This is a genomic window from Desulfobacca acetoxidans DSM 11109 (assembly GCF_000195295.1).
GTDB classification, from domain to species: domain Bacteria; phylum Desulfobacterota; class Desulfobaccia; order Desulfobaccales; family Desulfobaccaceae; genus Desulfobacca; species Desulfobacca acetoxidans.
Map to the genome: position 1 here is coordinate 667,063 of NC_015388.1, position 17,731 is coordinate 684,793.

Annotated in this window: 17 protein-coding genes; 5 read left to right on the forward strand and 12 right to left on the reverse strand. The window is 52.2% G+C overall.

Features of this window, described 5'->3' with window-relative positions; translation table 11 throughout:
• The first annotated feature begins 49 nt into the window (after positions 1-49).
• On the forward strand, positions 50-1,879 hold the full coding sequence (locus DESAC_RS02790) for a triose-phosphate isomerase (RefSeq protein WP_013705562.1): 1,830 nt from the start codon (positions 50-52) through the stop codon (positions 1,877-1,879).
• Between the two features lie 91 nt (positions 1,880-1,970).
• On the opposite strand, the gene DESAC_RS02795 is transcribed toward DESAC_RS02790, so the two are convergent.
• Both DESAC_RS02795 and DESAC_RS02800 read right to left on the reverse strand, forming a co-directional pair.
• On the reverse strand, positions 1,971-2,921 hold the full coding sequence (locus DESAC_RS02795) for a sulfite exporter TauE/SafE family protein (protein ID WP_013705563.1): 951 nt from the start codon (positions 2,919-2,921) through the stop codon (positions 1,971-1,973).
• A 275-nt stretch (positions 2,922-3,196) separates the two neighbouring features.
• Positions 3,197-3,964, reverse strand: coding sequence for an N-acetylmuramoyl-L-alanine amidase family protein (locus DESAC_RS02800; protein ID WP_013705564.1), 768 nt, complete (start codon positions 3,962-3,964; stop codon positions 3,197-3,199).
• Positions 3,965-4,522: 558 nt separating this feature from the next.
• Here DESAC_RS02800 and DESAC_RS02805 point away from each other — a divergent pair.
• The 3 genes from DESAC_RS02805 to DESAC_RS02815 all read left to right on the forward strand — a co-directional run bounded on the left by DESAC_RS02805 (position 4,523) and on the right by DESAC_RS02815 (position 7,234).
• A complete protein-coding gene (locus tag DESAC_RS02805; protein ID WP_013705566.1) occupies positions 4,523-4,738 on the forward strand; it encodes a hypothetical protein in 216 nt (71 codons plus the stop codon).
• 381 nt (positions 4,739-5,119) lie between these two features.
• Positions 5,120-6,787: an acyl-CoA mutase large subunit family protein gene (locus DESAC_RS02810; RefSeq protein ID WP_013705567.1), complete on the forward strand. Its 1,668-nt coding sequence runs from the start codon at positions 5,120-5,122 to the stop codon at positions 6,785-6,787.
• Between the two features lie 45 nt (positions 6,788-6,832).
• Positions 6,833-7,234 (forward strand): cobalamin B12-binding domain-containing protein, encoded by a 402-nt coding sequence (locus DESAC_RS02815; RefSeq protein WP_013705568.1) that lies wholly within the window; start codon positions 6,833-6,835, stop codon positions 7,232-7,234.
• Positions 7,235-7,295: 61 nt separating this feature from the next.
• On the opposite strand, the gene pyk is transcribed toward DESAC_RS02815, so the two are convergent.
• The 3 genes from pyk to DESAC_RS02830 form a co-directional block, all read right to left on the reverse strand.
• The gene (gene pyk / locus DESAC_RS02820) at positions 7,296-8,726 is read right to left on the reverse strand and encodes a pyruvate kinase (RefSeq protein WP_013705569.1); all 1,431 of its coding nucleotides are present in this window, start codon (positions 8,724-8,726) and stop codon (positions 7,296-7,298) included.
• A gap of 105 nt (positions 8,727-8,831) precedes the next feature.
• Positions 8,832-9,113 carry a hypothetical protein gene (locus DESAC_RS02825; RefSeq protein WP_041283761.1) on the reverse strand — a complete coding sequence of 94 codons (282 nt, stop codon included), beginning with the start codon at positions 9,111-9,113 and terminating at the stop codon, positions 8,832-8,834.
• Positions 9,114-9,166: 53 nt separating this feature from the next.
• The gene (locus DESAC_RS02830; RefSeq protein ID WP_013705571.1) at positions 9,167-9,484 is read right to left on the reverse strand and encodes a hypothetical protein; all 318 of its coding nucleotides are present in this window, start codon (positions 9,482-9,484) and stop codon (positions 9,167-9,169) included.
• Between the two features lie 873 nt (positions 9,485-10,357).
• On the opposite strand from DESAC_RS02830, the gene DESAC_RS02835 reads away from it, so the two are divergent.
• The gene (locus tag DESAC_RS02835; RefSeq protein ID WP_013705572.1) at positions 10,358-11,260 is read left to right on the forward strand and encodes a SphA family protein; all 903 of its coding nucleotides are present in this window, start codon (positions 10,358-10,360) and stop codon (positions 11,258-11,260) included.
• Positions 11,261-11,571: 311 nt separating this feature from the next.
• Here DESAC_RS02835 and DESAC_RS02840 read toward each other — a convergent pair whose 3' ends face one another.
• From DESAC_RS02840 to DESAC_RS02870, 7 genes are all read right to left on the reverse strand, one after another.
• Positions 11,572-12,351: a phosphate ABC transporter ATP-binding protein gene (locus tag DESAC_RS02840; RefSeq protein ID WP_013705573.1), complete on the reverse strand. Its 780-nt coding sequence runs from the start codon at positions 12,349-12,351 to the stop codon at positions 11,572-11,574.
• Entirely contained in the window at positions 12,335-13,213 is an 879-nt protein-coding gene (locus tag DESAC_RS02845; RefSeq protein WP_013705574.1) for a PstA family ABC transporter permease, read from the reverse strand. The genes DESAC_RS02840 and DESAC_RS02845 overlap by 17 nt, the downstream gene beginning before the upstream one ends.
• On the reverse strand, positions 13,203-14,162 hold the full coding sequence (locus tag DESAC_RS02850; protein WP_013705575.1) for a PstC family ABC transporter permease: 960 nt from the start codon (positions 14,160-14,162) through the stop codon (positions 13,203-13,205). Before DESAC_RS02850 ends, DESAC_RS02845 begins: the two co-directional genes overlap by 11 nt.
• Positions 14,163-14,189: 27 nt before the next feature.
• Entirely contained in the window at positions 14,190-15,029 is an 840-nt protein-coding gene (locus DESAC_RS02855) for a phosphate ABC transporter substrate-binding protein (protein WP_013705576.1), read from the reverse strand.
• A 74-nt stretch (positions 15,030-15,103) separates the two neighbouring features.
• The gene (locus DESAC_RS02860) at positions 15,104-15,979 is read right to left on the reverse strand and encodes a radical SAM protein (RefSeq protein ID WP_013705577.1); all 876 of its coding nucleotides are present in this window, start codon (positions 15,977-15,979) and stop codon (positions 15,104-15,106) included.
• Positions 15,976-16,770 carry a 4Fe-4S binding protein gene (locus DESAC_RS02865; RefSeq protein ID WP_013705578.1) on the reverse strand — a complete coding sequence of 265 codons (795 nt, stop codon included), beginning with the start codon at positions 16,768-16,770 and terminating at the stop codon, positions 15,976-15,978. The genes DESAC_RS02860 and DESAC_RS02865 overlap by 4 nt, the downstream gene beginning before the upstream one ends.
• On the reverse strand, positions 16,763-17,620 hold the full coding sequence (locus DESAC_RS02870; protein WP_013705579.1) for a substrate-binding domain-containing protein: 858 nt from the start codon (positions 17,618-17,620) through the stop codon (positions 16,763-16,765). Before DESAC_RS02870 ends, DESAC_RS02865 begins: the two co-directional genes overlap by 8 nt.
• Positions 17,621-17,731 lie beyond the last annotated feature (111 nt).

Here is a 17,731-nt window from a genome sequence, read left to right on the forward strand (position 1 = left end):
TCCTCTCGGAACTCGAAACTATAATACTATTTCAAGCTGGAGTAAAAACATGGCTCGCTGGAACAAGGAGCGTCGACTCCTGGATCATGAACACACTACTATCTGGCAACATCGCCTCATAGATGTGGATCAGCCCAATCTCATGCGGGAGATTTTTCCCTACGAAGAGATTGCCCGCATCGATTTCGATCATAAATTCGTCGTGCCCAGTCCCCCTAAACAGATGCTCATTACCGATACTACATTTCGGGATGGCCAACAGGCCCGCCCCCCGTATTCCGTACGACAGATTGTCGAAATCTTTGATATGTTGAATAAACTTTCTGGCCCCAGGGGGATTATCCGGCAGAGTGAATTCTTTCTTTACAGCAATAAGGACAAGGAAGCGGTCCAAAGCTGTATGGAGCGGGGTTATATGTATCCCGAAATTACCGGCTGGATTCGGGCTAAAGCCGAAGACCTGCCCCTGGTGAAGGACCTGGGCCTCAAGGAAACCGGTATCCTTACCTCGGTCTCCGATTACCATATCTTCTTCAAAATGGGCGGCAACCGACAGAAGATCATGGACCAATATTTAGGTATTGTCAAAGCCGCCCTGGATTTGGGGGTCATTCCCCGGTGCCACTTCGAAGACGTTACCAGGGCTGATACTTATGGGTTTTGTATCCCTTTTGCTTTGGAACTGATGAAATTGCGTCAGGAATACGGCATTGACGTTAAGATCCGCCTCTGCGACACCCTGGGCTACGGCGTCCCCTATGCCGGGGCCGCCCTGCCCCGGAGCGTCCCCCGCCTGATTCGGGCCTTCATTGAAGACGCCGGTGTTCCCGGCCATCTCCTGGAGTGGCATGGCCACAATGATTTTCACAAGGTCTTCATTAATGGCACTACTGCCTGGCTCTATGGCTGCGGCGCAGTCAACGGCGCCCTTTTGGGCTTTGGAGAAAGAACCGGCAACACCCCGATCGAGGCCTTGATTATTGAATATATCGCCTTCCGGGGGCAGAATGATGGCATCGATACGACGGTCATCACCGACATCGGCCGGTATTTTGAAAAGGAATTAAACTATCAGATACCGCATAACTATCCTTTTGTAGGCAAGGACTTCAACGCTACCAGCGCTGGCATCCACGCCGACGGCGTCCTGAAAAATCCGGAAATTTATAATATCTTCGATACCGAAAAGATTTTGAAACGTCCCCTGACGATCACCATCACCGACAAAACCGGCCGGGCCGGGGTGGTCCATTGGCTCAATTCCCGCTTGAATCTGGCCGGCGAAGCCAGAGTTGACAAACGCCATCCCGCCGTTGTCAAGATCAATAATAAAATTAATGATATGTATGAAGCTGGCCGTATTACCTCCATTTCCAATGAGGAGATGGAGAGCTTAGCCCGCAAGTATCTGCCGGAATACTTTGTCTCCGAATTCGATCTCTTAAAGGCCAAAGCCGAACACCTGGCCGCCGCCCTGGCCGAAGAACTGGCCGAGCATGAAGCAATTCGTTCCATGGATCCGATACGCCAGGAACCGGTCATGCAGGCCACCCTTGATGCCAATCCCTTCATCCAGTTTATGTATATCACCAACCTGGACGGACAGAAGACAACGCGCAACATTACTCACATAACTGATCGGGCCAAATATGAGACAGCTCATATGGACGAAGATCTGTCCAACCGCGATTGGTTTATCAATCCCTTGAAAAGCGGCAAGGTATTTGTCTCCGATTTTTACACCTCGCGCTTTACCGGAGCGCTTTGCATTACTGTCAGCGTTCCTATCCGCAATGAAGAAGATGAAATGCAGGGCGTCCTGGGTCTGGATATCCGTTTTAAAGACCTGGCCAAGATGGAAAGAGATGGGGAGATTTAGGGAACAGTAAGTTAAGTATTTGGTGCACGATTGGGCGCTCCGGGAGGGGCGCCCTCTTTGTGTACCGGGCAGATGATCGGATGCCCCGGGGCTATCTGAAGTAGCCAATGATATAATTGAGAGCCAGATAAAGCAGAATAGCCGCCAATAGTAGCTTAATCAATTTTGCCGGGACAAACTTCTGGGTGCGGGCTCCTAAATACATACCAGCTATTCCTCCCAACCCGAAAAGGATACCCAATAGCCAGTCAGGAGAAACGGCCTGTTGTGGATACCAGGGAGCGATGAACATATAAAAGCCTACCCCCGCTATCGAGGTGATGAAGGTTCCCATCAGGGCAGCGCCAGCCACGGTATAAACCGGCAGTCCGAAAACGGCCACAAAAAAGGGGGCAATGATGGCCCCGCCGCCGATGCCGTATGTCCCCCCCACAATCCCCACGATAAAACTCAAGGCAAAAATCCCCCACGTGGAAAACTCAAAACATTCTCCGTAGAATTCATAAGCAATGCGAGTCGCAGTAAACTTCTTGGTGCATACTACTGCTTCGGGAGGCAATCCGGCGGCGACCCGGCTTCGGGAAGCCTGTTTCATGGCAGCAACCCGTTCGCTAAATTTTGCCTCCAGGGCCTTCATGCTGGGACGGGGGCGCCAAAGGTCGTTCATGAGGCGAAGACCGATATAGAGCAGGACACATCCGGCAAACAGCTTAAAGGCTTTTGGGTCCGGCAGGTACTGGATGCGGAGAAAGGCCCCGATAAATACTCCCGGCAGCGTCGCCGCGATTACTACCCAGGTTAAAGGCCAGGCCATCCGGCCTTCTCGGATATAGCGATAGACGCCGCTCGGGATGGCGACAACATTGAAGACCAGGTTGGTGGGGCTGACCGCCGGGCTGGTAAAACCTAGAACACTTACCTGAAATGGCAGGAGCAAAAAAGCTCCGGAAACACCGCCCATAGAGGTGAAGAAAGAGACAACCAGGGCGACCAGAAAAGGCACGGCAGGATTGGTTTCAACGCCGCTGACAGGAAAAATCATGGCAAATCCTTTGTTACAAAGAAAGCAAGTTTCGCCTAGGCCAGGAAATCATATCGCTTTACCAAACGGCGGCTGCGGTACCAAAAGATCGGTAGCGCAGAACTCCAGGTCTGCGTCATGCGATGAGGAATGAGCTACATGGAAAAAACTTCGGGACAATATAACAAGCCTCTGCTAGCAACAAAACATTTTTATAAGGCGCAAATGCTTTTTGATAGAATAAGAATTAGTTAGCGGCTCTTAGGTCTGGAATGCCGCAAAATCACACTACAGTGCTAGGGATTGTCCAGCTGGAAATATTTCCTTACCGCTCGAAAGAGGGCAGCGGCTATTTTCTTCTGATAAGCTGGATTTCTTAATTGCACTTCCGCCTCTCTGTTCTTGATGATGCCGCATTCAAATAATACGGCGGGCATGGCTGCTTTTTTAAGCACGATGAGGTTGTTGTATTTATAAATGCCACGGGAGCGGTCGATCAGGTCCTTGTCGCCGCCGGTAAATTTCTCGGCGTGATGTAGAGTGGGGCAGAAGCCGGCGTTTAACATCTCCGTACCCAGGATAATGGCAAAGGTCAGGCTATCGTTCGGACAGACGTTCTTTTCAGAATAAAAGATGGAGTGTCCGGTAAATTTGTCGCAATAGGGCATGATTTCCCCCTGGAAACACCAGAGGGATAGATCTTTGGGTTCCACGGAATCGTGATGAATAGAGACAAGCAGATTGGCCGCCCGGCTGTTTGCGAGGGCAGCTCTGCCGGCCAGGGAGATGTCAGACCCGGTTTCGTTGATGATAAATGACTTTTCAAAACGCTGGTCACCTCGGAGCATCGTATACACCAGGGCGGCGATGGTCTTATTGAAGAGGTATTCCGCACGTCCTCTGGCGCTGATAGCGCCGGGACGTTCAGGAGTATGCCCGATATCGATGGCAACGACGGCATCCTTGGCCCAGCAGTCGCCGCTGAGCCAGATCAAGCCTCCCAAACCCCAGAGGCACCGTAGTATCAGAAAAAAAACCGGCGGCCAGCTCTTATTAAGTTGCATTATTATTTCCTAATCCCCTGGTATCTGTTGCCTTCACGCCTGTCTCAGGGTGCGCATAAGGTTATCGGGTTGCACGGGCTCGGGTAAACTTGGAAAATAACCCAAAAATGCCCTTGCGTATACGGATTACGTTAGCAGAAAACCCTAAACCTTTCAATCTGATCGACAGGTTCAAGGTTCCCTGCCAACACTATCAAGCTCTAAACAGCCTTTTTTAAAGCTCTTGGGGTTGACATAGCAAGGGAAACTTTTATAAGATATCATAGTTGAACGATTTAGGTTTTCAGCATAGATATTGCACTCAATTTGACGACCCCGAATATCTTCTTCCTAGATTGAAATAATCATTTGATATTCAAGATGGCTGAAACCGCCTGTCGGTTTCTTTCCCGGATTCGTAAGTTAATATTATTACCTTGAATAGACAGGTTATGAATGGAAAATATTTTACTAGCGAAGATGGGTTTTTCATTCATAAACATCCGGAATCCGTAGTCATTTCTAATGGTTGAAATGTTTCAACGGTATTCCCCATTATTCCAAAAGGAGGTATTGCATATGAAACGATTGGTGTTGCTCCTGGGTATGGTCTTTCTCATGGCAACGTTAGCGCTGGCCTGTGGCAAGGCCGAAGAACCTGCCAAGGCTCCGAAACCGGCAGCAGAACAGAAGGTAGCCCCGGCTCAGCCGGCGCCGGTCCAGAAAGAAGCAACGGAAGCGCCAAAACCGGCTGAAACCAAACCGGCGGAGACCAAGCCGGCTGAAACCAAGTAATTAAGATTAGAATATCCGGGGTCAGGTCAGGCTAAAAGTAAACCGGGACCTGACCCCGCGTCCGAAAATGTGCATTGCATTAGCAGCCAAGCTTTTCTTCAATCCATCTCCGCAACGATAAATTTTGCGTTTTTTCCCCTGTGGAACCGGCCGTACAGCTATTACTAATCAAGAATTTCTTTACTCCTCCAAACTTTCTTGTTTTCTCGCCTTCCAACTTTAGCTATATTGGTATCTGGGTAGTCTCAGCCACTGCGCCGATTTAACTGAGATTGCCGCCACCCGCCGGCCATTCCCGGTTTCCGGGAAGGGATGTCGGGATCATTGCCAAAAACCTTGAGGATGAGTATGCGCCGCTCATCCGGGAGAGGGAGGATGTAGATGTCAGCCTTGGAACGCATTAAAACGGCGAAAGCCAAATACGAGGAGAAAGTCGCCAAGACCTTGCAGAAAATGTCCGAACGCAAGGACCAGTTTGTCAATACTTCGGGCATTCCGGTGGAGCGGGTGTACACCCCGTTAGACCTGGAGGATTTCGACTATCTGGAAAAATTGGGAATGCCGGGTCAATTTCCCTATACGAGAGCCGTGCAACCCACTGCTTATCGCGGCCGCTACTGGACCATGCGGCAGTATGCCGGCTTCGGTTCCGCTGAGGAGACTAACCAGCGCTACCATTATCTCTTAAATGCCGGCCAGACCGGGCTGTCCGTGGCCTTTGACCTGCCCACTCAGATCGGCTTCGACTCCGACCACGAATTGGCTCGGGGTGAAGTAGGTAAGGTGGGTGTAGCCATCGACTCTCTGTGGGATATGGAAAACCTGTTCAAGGGAATCCCCTTAGATAAAGTCAGCACTTCTATGACCATCAACTCACCTGCCGCCATTCTTATGGCCATGTATCTGGTGTTGGCTGAACAGCAGAACATCGGCTTTGATAAACTGCGGGGTACCATCCAGAACGATATTTTGAAAGAATATTCTTCGCGGGGAACCTATATCTTCCCGCCCCGGCCATCGATGAAAATCATTACCGATATCTTTGCCTACTGTTCCAAAGAAGTGCCGCAGTGGAACACCATCAGCATCAGCGGCTATCACATCCGGGAAGCCGGAGCCACCGCAGTGCAGGAGGTTGCCTTTACCCTGGCCAACGGGTTTGCCTATGTTGAGGCCGCCGTCAAAGCCGGCCTGGAAGTAGATGTCTTCGGACCCCGTCTGTCTTTCTTCTTCAATTCTCACCTTGACTTCCTGGAGGAGGTGGCCAAATTCCGGGCGGCCCGCCGCCTCTGGGCCAAGACGATGAAAGAGCGCTTCGGTGCCAAAGACCCCCGCACTTTGATGCTGCGGTTCCATACCCAGACTGCCGGCTGTACCCTCACCGCGGTTCAACCCATGAACAATATCGTCCGGGTGGCCTTCCAGGCCATGAGCGCCGTCCTGGGCGGGACTCAATCCCTACATACCAACTCCATGGATGAGGCCTTGGCCCTGCCCTCTGAGCAGGCGGTGCAGGTGGCCCTGCGCACCCAGCAGGTCATTGCCTATGAGACCGGCGTCGCCGATACCGTAGACCCCCTGGCCGGTTCTTATTATATCGAAAAGCTTACCGACGAGATTGAAGCCCGAGCCCAGGCATATATCGACACCATCGAAAAGATGGGCGGGCCCGTCGCTGCGGTTGAGAAAGGCTATATTCAGAAGGAAATTCAGGAGAGCGCCTATCGCTATCAGAAAGAGATCGAAGCCAACGACCGTATTATTGTCGGCCTGAACAAATTTCAGGTCCAGGAAGAAAAACCCAAAGAGCTCCTGAAGGTTGATCCCAGCGTGCGAGATCAACAGGTTGAACGCCTGCAAAAACTCAAAGGCCAGCGCAATCAACAGCAGGTGCAGGAAACCCTTGCCAAAGTCAAAGATGCGGCCCGGACCGGCGCCAATCTGATGCCGCCGATTTTGGAGGCGGTGCGCTCTCTGGCCACCCTCGGGGAAATCTGCGACACCCTGCGAGGGGTCTTTGGAGAGTATGAGGCCGCGCCGTTTGTATAAGATCGCCCGTTTATCACCCTAACGCCTTGCGGAAGGAGAATATATATGCCTGAAAGAAAAATTCGCGTGTTGGCCGCCAAACCCGGTCTCGATGGCCACGACCGGGGTATCAAGGTCATCTGCGCCGCCCTCAGAGACGCGGGCATGGAAGTTATCTACACCGGGTTGCGTCAGACCCCGGAACAGATCGTCAGCGCCGCCATCCAGGAAGACGTGGACGTCATCGCGATGAGTTGCCTCTCCGGCGCCCATGACTACCTCTTCCCTCGAGTCACTGAACTTTTGAAAGAGAAAAACGTTGAAGATATCCTGGTTCTGGGCGGGGGTATTATCCCGGAAGAAGACGTTCCTTCTTTGAAAGCGGCGGGTATCGCCGATATCTTCACCCCCGGCGCCACCACGAGCGAGATTATTAATTTCATTAAGGCCAATATCAAGAGAAATTAGCCGCCCTCCTCATGTATGTAAAGGGACAGATAGATCTTTTTATCGGAAAGAATGTCTGTCCCTATCTTTTTGACAGATCAAATAACTCCATGCGGTTGTTAACCTGCGGGTGTTTGGAAGACGGGCCTTCGGTCAGCAACACGATATCGCCTGGCAGCTCAAACCGCTGTAGGTAGCCACGGATATAATCTTTCCAGTCTTCCGGGTGATCCGGTTCGTGAATCGGCCAGACTCCATAGGTGAACATCAATCGCTGGCAGGTGGTCTCCAGAGAGCTTAGGGCCATGATCCACACCGACGGCCGGAATCGGGAGATACTGCGGGCCGTGGCGCCGCTGCGGGTAGGAACAAATACCGCCGCCGGGGTGATCCGCTCCAGGGTTGCCTCTACACTCAGAGCGATGAGTTCCGAGAGATTAAGGTGTTTTTGAGTGGATATTTCCTTCAGGATGCCTCTAATATGGGACCCTGGCCGATGGGGTTCGATAGCTGCGGCGATCTTGGCCAGCATGGCCACGGCCTCTACCGGGTATTGTCCCATGGCCGACTCTTCCGAAAGCATGACGGCATCGGCGCCGTCCAGAATAGCATTGGCCACATCAGTGGCTTCGGCCCGGGTCGGCCGCCGGTTGGATACCATCGACTCCAGCATTTGGGTGGCGGTGATCACCGGTTTACCGGCCAGGTTGGCCTTGCGCATGATTCGCTTCTGGGTTCCGGCAATCTGCTCAATGGGAATTTCTACCCCCAAATCGCCACGGGCAATCATAATCCCGTCCGCCGCTTTGATGATCCCGTCCAGGTGGTCGAGGGCGTTGCGGCGTTCGATCTTGGCGATAATAAAAGGCTGCCAACCGATGTCCTGGGCCGCCTCCCGTACTGCCGTGATGTCCTGGGCAGACTCTACAAAAGACTGGCTCACGGCGTCTACTCCATGCTCCAGGGCGAATTCCAGGCACTGCCGGTCATATTCCGTAAAGGCGCTGATTCCGAGATGAATGCCGGGGAGATTCAGTCCCTTGCGGGAGCGCAACTCGCCCCCCACCTCTACCCGGCAGTGCACTACATTATTTATTACCTGCTCCACGGCAAGCTGGATCAGGCCATCGTTTAAAAATATGATATTCCCCGGCTTCACTGCTTGGGGCAGACCGGCAAAACTTACCGAGGCGCCAAACCGGTCCCCCACGATATCTTCGGTGGTCAGGAAATATGTTTCCCCTGATTTCAACTCTACCGGCTCCGGGTCGATCTGTCCCAGACGGATTTTGGGTCCGGGCAGGTCCGCCATGATGGCCAGACGGCTATTCGTGAGGTGAGCCGCCCGGCGAGCATTATGGATTAACCGTCTATGATAGTTGAAATCACCATGGGAAAAATTGATCCGGGCCACATTCATTCCCGCTTTAAGCAACAGTTGAATTCCTTCCAAGGATTCCGAAGCCGGGCCGATAGTGGCTACAATCTTGGTCTTGTGGTTGGGCAACCCCATAGCAGACTCCGTCTCATCAAGGCTCCATGTTGATCGTGCATCAAAAAGAAAAACCGTACGCACTAAACATACGGTTTTCAGTACCTATCGATACTACACCAAAAATCAAAAAATCCGGCTGCCTTTTTTTTTCGGTGACCAAGCCTTGGTAAGCTCCCGCATCAGGGCAAGGTCAAGGCCATTGATAATGCCTTTATCAAAGGCGATGTGCAGGGCGACTTCCAGGCGGGCTTGATGGGATAACCCCACGTCAAATTTTTTATAGTAATTTTCAAACATCACTGCGGTCTCCAAGGTGTGGTGAAAGAGACGATGACCGGGGCCGGTGTATCGCTTTGCCGCAGCATCCATAAAGATATGGATTTCTTTGAGAGGTTCCAAACCCAAAAGATATCGGGTGGCCGCCAGGTGCTCCCTGAGGCCGGACCGGTCTTTTCTGATCAGTCCCTTTTTACTAACTCACCCTCCGCCGAGTCAAAAAGTTCCTGAATTTCTTGTTCTCCATATTTTTCCTGGAGCATAGAGAACTTGTTGAGAACTCGGGAGTATGTGTCAGCCCAGACCTTCCATTTCTCGTTTATCGTCCTTACTTCGACTCCGGCTTTTTCTTCTTTTGCCATCTGAATCAGCGAGGTCATCTCTTTCTCCCCGATCAGGTTTGTCGGCTTCAAGTTGATCAGGGCCTGGATGTCCCTCTCCATGATCTCCTTTAAGGTCTGGCTCCTCAGTATCACGGTGCGCAGCATGTCTTCTTTCATGTTGGACCTCTTCCTCATTGGACTGGTGAGATTCGGATGCTGATTTCCATGCATAGGCAATCAAACAGGGCGGTTCAATTTTCTTGGTCAGATATTTTTTATCCAACCATTTGTATGGGAGTAGTTTGCTCGCCTGATAGTGGTAAGACTTGTCCATAACCTGGATATTAGCCTATAAACTCGCATAAATCAAGACCCCTAAGTGAGGTCTAGCTCTAAAAAACTACCCCAGTATTTGAATTCCATAAAGCGAAACAGATTCGCGGTCCAAAAGAATTGTAGACCAAACCACGCTGTATCTTGAATATTTATCGACAGCGCATCATCTCCAGGTCCGGCTTAGGCATTATCGGCCGTACCCGAGACATTGGTTTGAGGGTTCTTATTTTTAAGGATAATTATTTTTGCATTCATTTAAATTTTGTTTAAAATAACGGAAAAAATCTCAGCCGAACCGGAGCTATGATGTTATAGGTAAATATATTAATAAGTTATAAACTATACACTGGATCTTGCGGATTTTTTGTATTTCCGGTCAATCAGGGACTGATCGACAGTGAATTCGGCAGGCATGAAAAGTTGGGGAGAGATCGCCTCTGCCGCTGGTTCTGGACTGGGGAGTCCAGGAACAAAAATTGGGATGTTTCATTTGGCCAATCAACCCATTCTCGGAGTGCCGCAGGGGCGTTCGAGTCGCTTAATTTTTTGAAGTACTGATGCTGCTGGAGGGTAGGGGTTCGAGTTTCGAGTTTTGAGAAGGGATGTGATATCCGTATCCATTGGACAACACGATGCTTTTTCTCGAAATAATCTTGCAACGCGAAACTCTACGATAATAATCAGGTGTTTCTAATCTTAAGGGGGGATGCGCAGATGAGAAAGAGAATTATTTTAGGGTTGCTGATCGCCGCTTTGATGTTGCCGGCGCCGGCGGCAGGCACGGAATTGGGTCTGACCTCTTATCCGGACGGTATAGAGAACTTTTTTGCCGGGGCTTTTCCGCCGCCAGGGTTTTATTACCAGAATTACTTGCTGTTCTATAAGGCCGATCAATTCCGCGGGGGGCCGCCGAATCCCAAGGCCTTTATCTTCGCTGAGGTTTTGCGGTTTATCTACTCCAGCAAGATTAAAATCCTGGGCGCCAATTGGGGAACCCATCTGGTGGTGCCTCTGGTCTATACCGACCTAAACTCGGAGGTCCCGGGTTTCATTATCGCCGATGACCGCCGCTTCGGATTCGCCAACACCGCCTTTGATCCCATCATCCTGGCCTGGCATTTCGAGGAGTTTCATGTGACCTCGGCCCTCGAAATTCAATTTCCCGGATCCTACAATCGCAATAATCCGGCCAGCCCGTCACGCAATTATTTCACCTTTGAACCAATTCTCGCCTTTGCCTGGATGCCCAAGTGGGGATTGGGGATAAACGTCAAAATGATGTATGACTTCCCGACCCGCAATAATGAGCCTCTGACCATCACCGGCGCTCGGGATCATTATCATTCCGGGCAGGCCTTCCACTTTGACTACTGCGTTGACTACGCCGTCCTTCCCAACCTCCGCCTGGGGGCGGCCGGCTATTACTACACCCAAACCACCGGGGACACCGCCGATGGGGTGAAAATCGGCTTTCATGGCCGTGAGTTTGCTATCGGGCCGGCCATCAAATATGACTATGGCCGTTTCAGTTTCTGCGTCATTAATCAATTCGAGATGGCGGCCCTCAACCGTCCCGAAGGCGTCCGCAACTGGGTCAGAATCTGGTATGCTTTCTGAGTATCACGGGAAGAAAGCAACTGTCCTGCTTTGACTACCCGCCTGTTAGGGGTGTGGGGGGGTAGCATCTGCCATAAAACAAAGGCCCTCTGCTCTGTGAGAGAGGGCCTGGCTCGATCCGCTGCTCCCCTTTGTCGATTTATTCCAAACTAATTGGCATCATTCACAAATTACTCACAAGCCATAAAAATGGTTTACTGGCGGAGCTGGCTTTCTAACCTGGACAGAGCTTAACTTTTGACCAACAACCGGAAGCCGGAAACTTTATTTTCTGACTAATCCCTTTTCCCTCTTCCCTGATTCAGGCGAGATTAAAACATTTCTGTCAGCAGGTCCTGCCACCGTTCGGGTTGTTGGAATTCGGCGGGTGACAGGGTGCTCATTAAAGAGCCGTTTTTGAGAACCAGGAGTTGATCGGCGAGACGGCGGGCCTGGTTCAGGCTGTGGGAAACGGCGACTATCTGGCATCGGGTTTTGAGTTCCAGCAGCAGTTCTTCAATTTTTTGGGCAATCCGAAAATCCAGGTTGGCGGTCGGCTCATCTAACAGCAAGAATTCCGGTTCCAGGGCCAGGGTCCGGGCCAAGCAGAGGCGCTGCTGCTGTCCCCCGGAGAGGACGGCGGCCGGGGTTCGTAAGCGATTCTTGACCTCGCTCCAGAGGTGAACCTGGCGTAGCGCCGATTCGACCCGGCCTTCTAGCTCCGATCGCGGGAGATTTAGGATGAGCTTCAGAAGTAAAGAGATATTCTTCTCCACACTGAAGGGCAAAATAGTGGGGTTCTGAAAGACCATCCCGACCCGCTGGCGCAGTTCGGCCAGATTGATCCCGTCCTGGTAAATATCTTGCCAGCCATCCTGAAAGTGCAGTTTAAGGGTGCCTGAGCTGGCACAAGCAGGATAATGTTCATTCAAGCGGTTGAAGGTGCGTAAAAGGGTCGTTTTCCCAGAGCCGGAGCGCCCGATGATGACGGTAAGCTGACCTGGGTGCAGTTCGAGGTGCACTCCATGTAAAACCCGGCGGCCAACAAAGTCAACTGTGAGGTTTTTCGCTACCGCGGACAGGATAAGATTATTGCTAGGTTGTGTTGCCATGTCGTGTGATAGTTCTATGCAGCAGATGAGCGCCCAGGAACAGGGCGCTGGTTAAAGCGAGAAGCACCAGAGCCGAGCCGAAGCCTCTATCAAGATCTGTCTGGGTCCGGTGTTCCGCTGCCAGGTAATAAATATTAAAAGGCAATGCCTCAAATTTGTCCGTCAGATGTCGGGGCAACCCGGCATTGGCCACTACCCCGGTAAGCAGGATCACCGCGGTATCTTCAGCGGCTCGGCCTACGGACAGAATCACCCCGCTTAAGATCCCGCGACTGGCGGCCGGCAACAAGATAGCGCGGATGTTCTGCCAAGGAGTGAGGCCCAGGCCTACACCCGCCAGCTTGAGAGAATCCGGCACCCCTTCCAGACTGGTCTGGGTTGTAAGAATAAGATAGGGTAGAATCAGTAAGGTGATACACCCGGCGGCCAGGAGCAGGCCGGTATTGGCGGCGGCCAACAGGGTTTGGCGCAGGAAGAGAATCAGGGCAAAACCGAACAGGCCCATGATAATTGAAGGGACTCCGGCTAATACTTCTACTCCCAGGCTGATGAGCCGTTTCGGGCGTCCGGCGGCATATTGCGCCAGGTAGATGCCGCTGCTGATGCCCAAGGGCAGGGCGATGAGAGAGGAGAGGCTGATGAGATAGAAAGTGCCCACGCAGGCCGGCCAGATACCGTCAAAAACTGGTGTCCCGGCTATGATAGCCGGCCAGAGCGGTGTTTCACCAAAAAAGAGTCTAATATTTAAGATGTGCCCACTCCGGTAGAGGAGGAAACCCACCAGGAGGATGACTGCGGCCAGGGTTGCCAGCACCGCCAGCCAGGAAAATCCCACGAAGAACCGGGCAAGGTTATTTTTCATGGGAGTCCGGTTCATGGGAGAGGGATTGGGATTTAAGCCAGCGTAAAGCAAGATTTATGGCTACGGTGAGGGAGAAGATGATCAACCCGCTGGCAAAGATGGAATAATAGGCCATGCTCTGGCTGTCGGTGGCTATCACCAGGGCGATATGCGCCGTCAGGGTGCGGATCGCATCCAAAGGCGAATGCGGCACCTGCGGGGCGTTCCCGGACAGCATCAAGGCGATCAGGGTGTCTCCGAGAGCCCGGCCAAACCCCAAAATTCCGGCAGCCAACATTCCCCGAAAACTTAAAGGGAGGATTACCCAGAGCAGTTCCTGCACGCGGGTGAGCCCCAAGGAGGCGGTGGCCAGACGCACATTGGCGTCTACCTGGGATAGTTGGCTGTGCATCAGTAAGACTATGGTGGGCAAGATCAACAGACTGAGAATAAGCCCGGCGGCCAGCCAGGAATATCCGGAGGTCCCGCTAAAACTTTCCCGCAGTAACGGGATCAACAGAAAAACGGCCACGAATCCGTAAACCACGGTGGGAATGCTGGTCATAAATTGAACAACCGAGAAGACCAGGCGACCAATGGGCTGATGACTTTTGAGATAGACAAAACCACTTAAGCCCAGACCCAGGGGGAAGGCCAGTGCCAGGGCCGAGAACGAAAGACAGACAGAGCCGACCACCATCGGCAGGATGCCGAATTGCCCCTGAAAAGGCCGCCATTGCCAGGAAAGAATGTGAGGCAATTGTCCTCCCCCGAAAAGCGGTGCAGAAAAATATACCAAAAAACAGAAGATGACCAAAACTGACAGCGAGGCAATGGTGGCGGCGATGGCCAAAAGGTTCTTGATCCAGAGCTCCCGGCGGAGGGCGCGGGCTAATGGCGGTGCCATCTGGTGGTCCAAGCCATGTTTGATGCCGGAAGTTGTTCCGCCCGCCTTTTTTCTCCGAACCATAAATGTCACAATATCTTTAACCTTTAGCTATTGCAAAGGGATATAACCGTGTTTCCGGCTGATCTGAGCGCCTTCGGGGCTCAGAATAAAGTCGATAAAGACCTGGGCCAGCGGGGTCGGGTCTCCCTTGGTATTCATATAGAGTTGACGAACCACCGGATAGACGCTGCTTTTGGCGTTTTCCTGGGTGGGTTCAACGCCGTTAAGCTTCACCGCCTTTACCGTTTTATCCACATGGCCGATTCCCAAATAGCCGATGGCGTTGACATCCTGGGCAATGGCAACTTTCATGGCCCCATTGGAGGGCACGACATTGGCCTTGACCGCTACGGGACCTTTTTTAAGAAGCTTTTTCCAAAAGACCTCCCGAGTGCCGCTGGCCTCATCCCGGGTGTAGAGGTTAATGGGAGCGTTCGGGCCGCCGAGGTCCTTCCAACTGGTGATGGCGCCGGCGTAGATAGCCTGCACTTTTTCCGGGGTCAGGTCACTTACCGGATTTTTTGGATGAACTGCCACCGCCACGCCGTCAATGGCAAAGGGAAAGGATTTTAATCCATATTTTTCGATTTCATCCTTAGAGGGGGCCCGCCCGGTGTTGCCGATGTTTACCAATCCTTCGCCGACCTTTTGGATTCCCACACCGGAGCCGCCGCCGGCCACGGTAATGCGGATGTTGGGATTGGCTTTCATGATGAGCATCGCTGCCTCTTTCATCACCGGGATATGGGCCGTGCCTCCAGCGATATCAAGGTTGCCTTGCAGACCTTGAAAGCGTTGTAAAGGATTGTCCTGAGCGGAGGCTGCAGCTAACAGAAAGACAAACAACGATGAAAATACGAAAACTGCACATGATTTTATCCCAAACATAATTTTATCCCCTTTTGGTGTACTTGCAAGGTGGTCGAATGGTCCTTTTCCTATTGCCGAAGGCAGGAAAATAATTACCCGAAGGATTCTTTCGTTTGTGTATCAGTCAAGTCAAAAAGAGTATTATTCTGGTTAAGCAGTCCGACGGCGTCGGCTCGGCAGCGAACGCAGTGGGTCATTTGAGGAACAAACTTCCCGGCCTGCCAACGAAGCTGCTGCACAAGGGCCGCTGATGGCGGCGGGATGTCGGCCAGCGGGGTCCCAGGTACCGGGATCAAAGGGATTAAATTCATGAGATCTACCCGATAGTCGGCTAGCCGAGCTGCGGTCAATGAAATATCGGCGTCATTGATTCCTGGAATGATCACCGTATTTACTTTCACCCGGAGGCCTTTTCTTTTCAAGAGGGAGATGGCCTGGAGTTGTAGCCGGGTTAATATGGTAACAGCCTCTGGGCCTTGAACAATACGGCCATGGTGGGAGATATAGTCGTAAATCCTGGTGCCGATGGCAGGTGTCAAGGTGTTGATGGTAACGGTAACGAAATTCACCCGCAGTCTGGACAAATAATCCACATAATCCGGCAGATTGAGGCCATTGGTGGAGACGCAGAGGATGATATCAGGGTGGGCCGCGCGGATGCGAGCCAAGACCTCGAGGGTGACAGCCGGATTATGAAAAGCATCACCGGGACCAGCGATGCCTACTACTGAAATTGTAGGATGATTTTTTAGGATAAATTCAACATGGTCAATTGCTTCCTGTGGTGTGAGCAACTGGCTGGTCACGCCCGGGCGGCTTTCATTGGGGCAATCGTATTTTCGGTCACAATAGCCGCACTGGATATTGCATCCCGCGGCCACCGGCAGGTGCAGGCGGCCGAAATAGTGGCGGGCATTAGCGTTAAAGCAAGGGTGTCTCAGGAGCTGGTCTGCCGTAGAATCGTTCATGGGGCTTGTTTCCTGCGGCCGATCTTGATGGCATCCCGGGGACAGGAATTCAGGCAATCGCCGCAGTTGGTACAGTTCGCTTCGCCCGGCAGGGTTTCCATATAACAGACCTCCCGACACCGGCCGCATAAGTTGCAGCGCCGGGTTTTATACACTTTAAACAGAGAGAAAGGCTTGATAACCTCCAAGAGGCCCCCCGTAGGGCAGACGTAGCGGCACCAGGCATTGGTTAACACCAGACCCAGGACCAAAAAGCTGAGAACGAAGGCGGTGCGAACTAGCCATGACAGGTCGGCGTGTTCGAAGGTCAGCCCGATGGAGGGGAAAAATCCGCCCACCCGGATGGGTATGTCTGACCTGGGCTGACCCAAGCCGAAATAGAGATAGAGACAGATGACGATAGCCAGATACTTTCCGTAAGGGGCGACTTTTTCCCAAAGACCGTTAGCTTGCGTGCGGTAGTTCGACAGCAGGCCGAAGAGTTGGGTGACCAGGCCGCCTGGACAAGCCCAGCCGCAAAAGGCCCGGCCGAAAATTAGGGCCGAAACCGGCAGCAGCAGCCAGAAACCCCAAAACATGGAAAAGATAGCCCCGTGGCAGGTGATGACCGGACAGTTTTGACAGCTTACGTAAGGAACTAAAAAAGGACAACGGAAGATGCCATAAAAGGACCATTGGCCTAAGATCCCTAAAAAAACCACCTGGCTTAACCGCCGCCAGATTGTCAGCCTGGTTCCGGGGATGGCGCGGGTCTGAGGGGAGGAGGGCGCCGCGGTTATCGCTTCAGACATCTTTCACTCCTAATTTTTCGGTTAATTCTTGTCCCTGGGCTGATATGGCGGGAATAAACCCGAATTTTTCAAAAAAAGCCTGACCAACAGGAGAGGTAATGTAATCGACGTAATCATCGGCCAGGGTCCGGTCTTTGGCAGACTGCATGACGCCCACGGTGAAAGTCAGGGGACCGGGAGGGAACAATCTGTCGGGAATAGGAATGACTTCCACTTTGTTGGCAAAACGGGGTATTTTGGTCAGGCGAAATTCTACTACCGAGGCGTCACCCCTGCCAGTGATGATGTCCTCTAGAGTTCGTTGAACGCAAGTTCCCAAAACAACGGCATTTTTCCGAACAGCCTCATATAAACCGGCTTTTTTCAGGATGAGATCGGCGGCCTTGCCACCGGGTGGGGAGGCGTCTGGAGCCAATACAACTTTAATACCCGGACGGGCAAGGTCTTTCAATTCCCGGATGCCGGCCGGGTTGCCTAAAGGGGTTACCACAACATACGAGGTGAAGCACAGGGGTTTGAAATAAACCATTTTGCCGGTCTGACGGAGTTTTTGGGACAGGCTCAGGACTCGGCCGCAAAAAACCTCGGTTTGAGCACTGCCCAGGAGCGATTTCCCTAACGCTGCCGCAAAGGCGCCGGTGTAGGATATTTTGACCCCGGTGCGTTGTTCATATAGCTCATGAGCTGGCATCATGGCCTCGGCCAGCCCACCGCAAGACCAGACCTGAAGGTCGGTTTGGGAAAACTGCCGGGTCTGGGCCGAGGTGAAAGGAACTGCGACTCCGGCCAGCGTGAGAGCGGCCGTTTTTAAAAAATCCCGTCGTTTCCAACCATCGTGGTGTTGCTCCATAAAAATTTTCCTTCCGCAATAATGGCTGTTGCAAGTCAGCAAGGCTTTAAGATCATACAGTCGCAGAGATACAAACGACCAAGAAGGTTAAGGTAATGACAATAATGACAC

What these genes read in the sequence shown, in the direction of transcription:
- DESAC_RS02790 (WP_013705562.1), top strand. Translation starts at nt 50, where the DNA reads ATGGCTCGCTGGAACAAGGAGCGTCGACTCCTGGATCATGAACACACT.
- DESAC_RS02795 (WP_013705563.1), bottom strand. Translation starts at nt 2,921, where the DNA reads ATGATTTTTCCTGTCAGCGGCGTTGAAACCAATCCTGCCGTGCCTTTT.
- DESAC_RS02800 (WP_013705564.1), bottom strand. Translation starts at nt 3,964, where the DNA reads ATGCAACTTAATAAGAGCTGGCCGCCGGTTTTTTTTCTGATACTACGG.
- DESAC_RS02805 (WP_013705566.1), top strand. Translation starts at nt 4,523, where the DNA reads ATGAAACGATTGGTGTTGCTCCTGGGTATGGTCTTTCTCATGGCAACG.
- DESAC_RS02810 (WP_013705567.1), top strand. Translation starts at nt 5,120, where the DNA reads ATGTCAGCCTTGGAACGCATTAAAACGGCGAAAGCCAAATACGAGGAG.
- DESAC_RS02815 (WP_013705568.1), top strand. Translation starts at nt 6,833, where the DNA reads ATGCCTGAAAGAAAAATTCGCGTGTTGGCCGCCAAACCCGGTCTCGAT.
- pyk (WP_013705569.1), bottom strand. Translation starts at nt 8,726, where the DNA reads ATGGGGTTGCCCAACCACAAGACCAAGATTGTAGCCACTATCGGCCCG.
- DESAC_RS02830 (WP_013705571.1), bottom strand. Translation starts at nt 9,484, where the DNA reads ATGAAAGAAGACATGCTGCGCACCGTGATACTGAGGAGCCAGACCTTA.
- DESAC_RS02835 (WP_013705572.1), top strand. Translation starts at nt 10,358, where the DNA reads ATGAGAAAGAGAATTATTTTAGGGTTGCTGATCGCCGCTTTGATGTTG.
- DESAC_RS02840 (WP_013705573.1), bottom strand. Translation starts at nt 12,351, where the DNA reads ATGGCAACACAACCTAGCAATAATCTTATCCTGTCCGCGGTAGCGAAA.
- DESAC_RS02845 (WP_013705574.1), bottom strand. Translation starts at nt 13,213, where the DNA reads ATGAAAAATAACCTTGCCCGGTTCTTCGTGGGATTTTCCTGGCTGGCG.
- DESAC_RS02850 (WP_013705575.1), bottom strand. Translation starts at nt 14,162, where the DNA reads ATGGTTCGGAGAAAAAAGGCGGGCGGAACAACTTCCGGCATCAAACAT.
- DESAC_RS02855 (WP_013705576.1), bottom strand. Translation starts at nt 15,029, where the DNA reads ATGTTTGGGATAAAATCATGTGCAGTTTTCGTATTTTCATCGTTGTTT.
- DESAC_RS02860 (WP_013705577.1), bottom strand. Translation starts at nt 15,979, where the DNA reads ATGAACGATTCTACGGCAGACCAGCTCCTGAGACACCCTTGCTTTAAC.
- DESAC_RS02865 (WP_013705578.1), bottom strand. Translation starts at nt 16,770, where the DNA reads ATGTCTGAAGCGATAACCGCGGCGCCCTCCTCCCCTCAGACCCGCGCC.
- DESAC_RS02870 (WP_013705579.1), bottom strand. Translation starts at nt 17,620, where the DNA reads ATGGAGCAACACCACGATGGTTGGAAACGACGGGATTTTTTAAAAACG.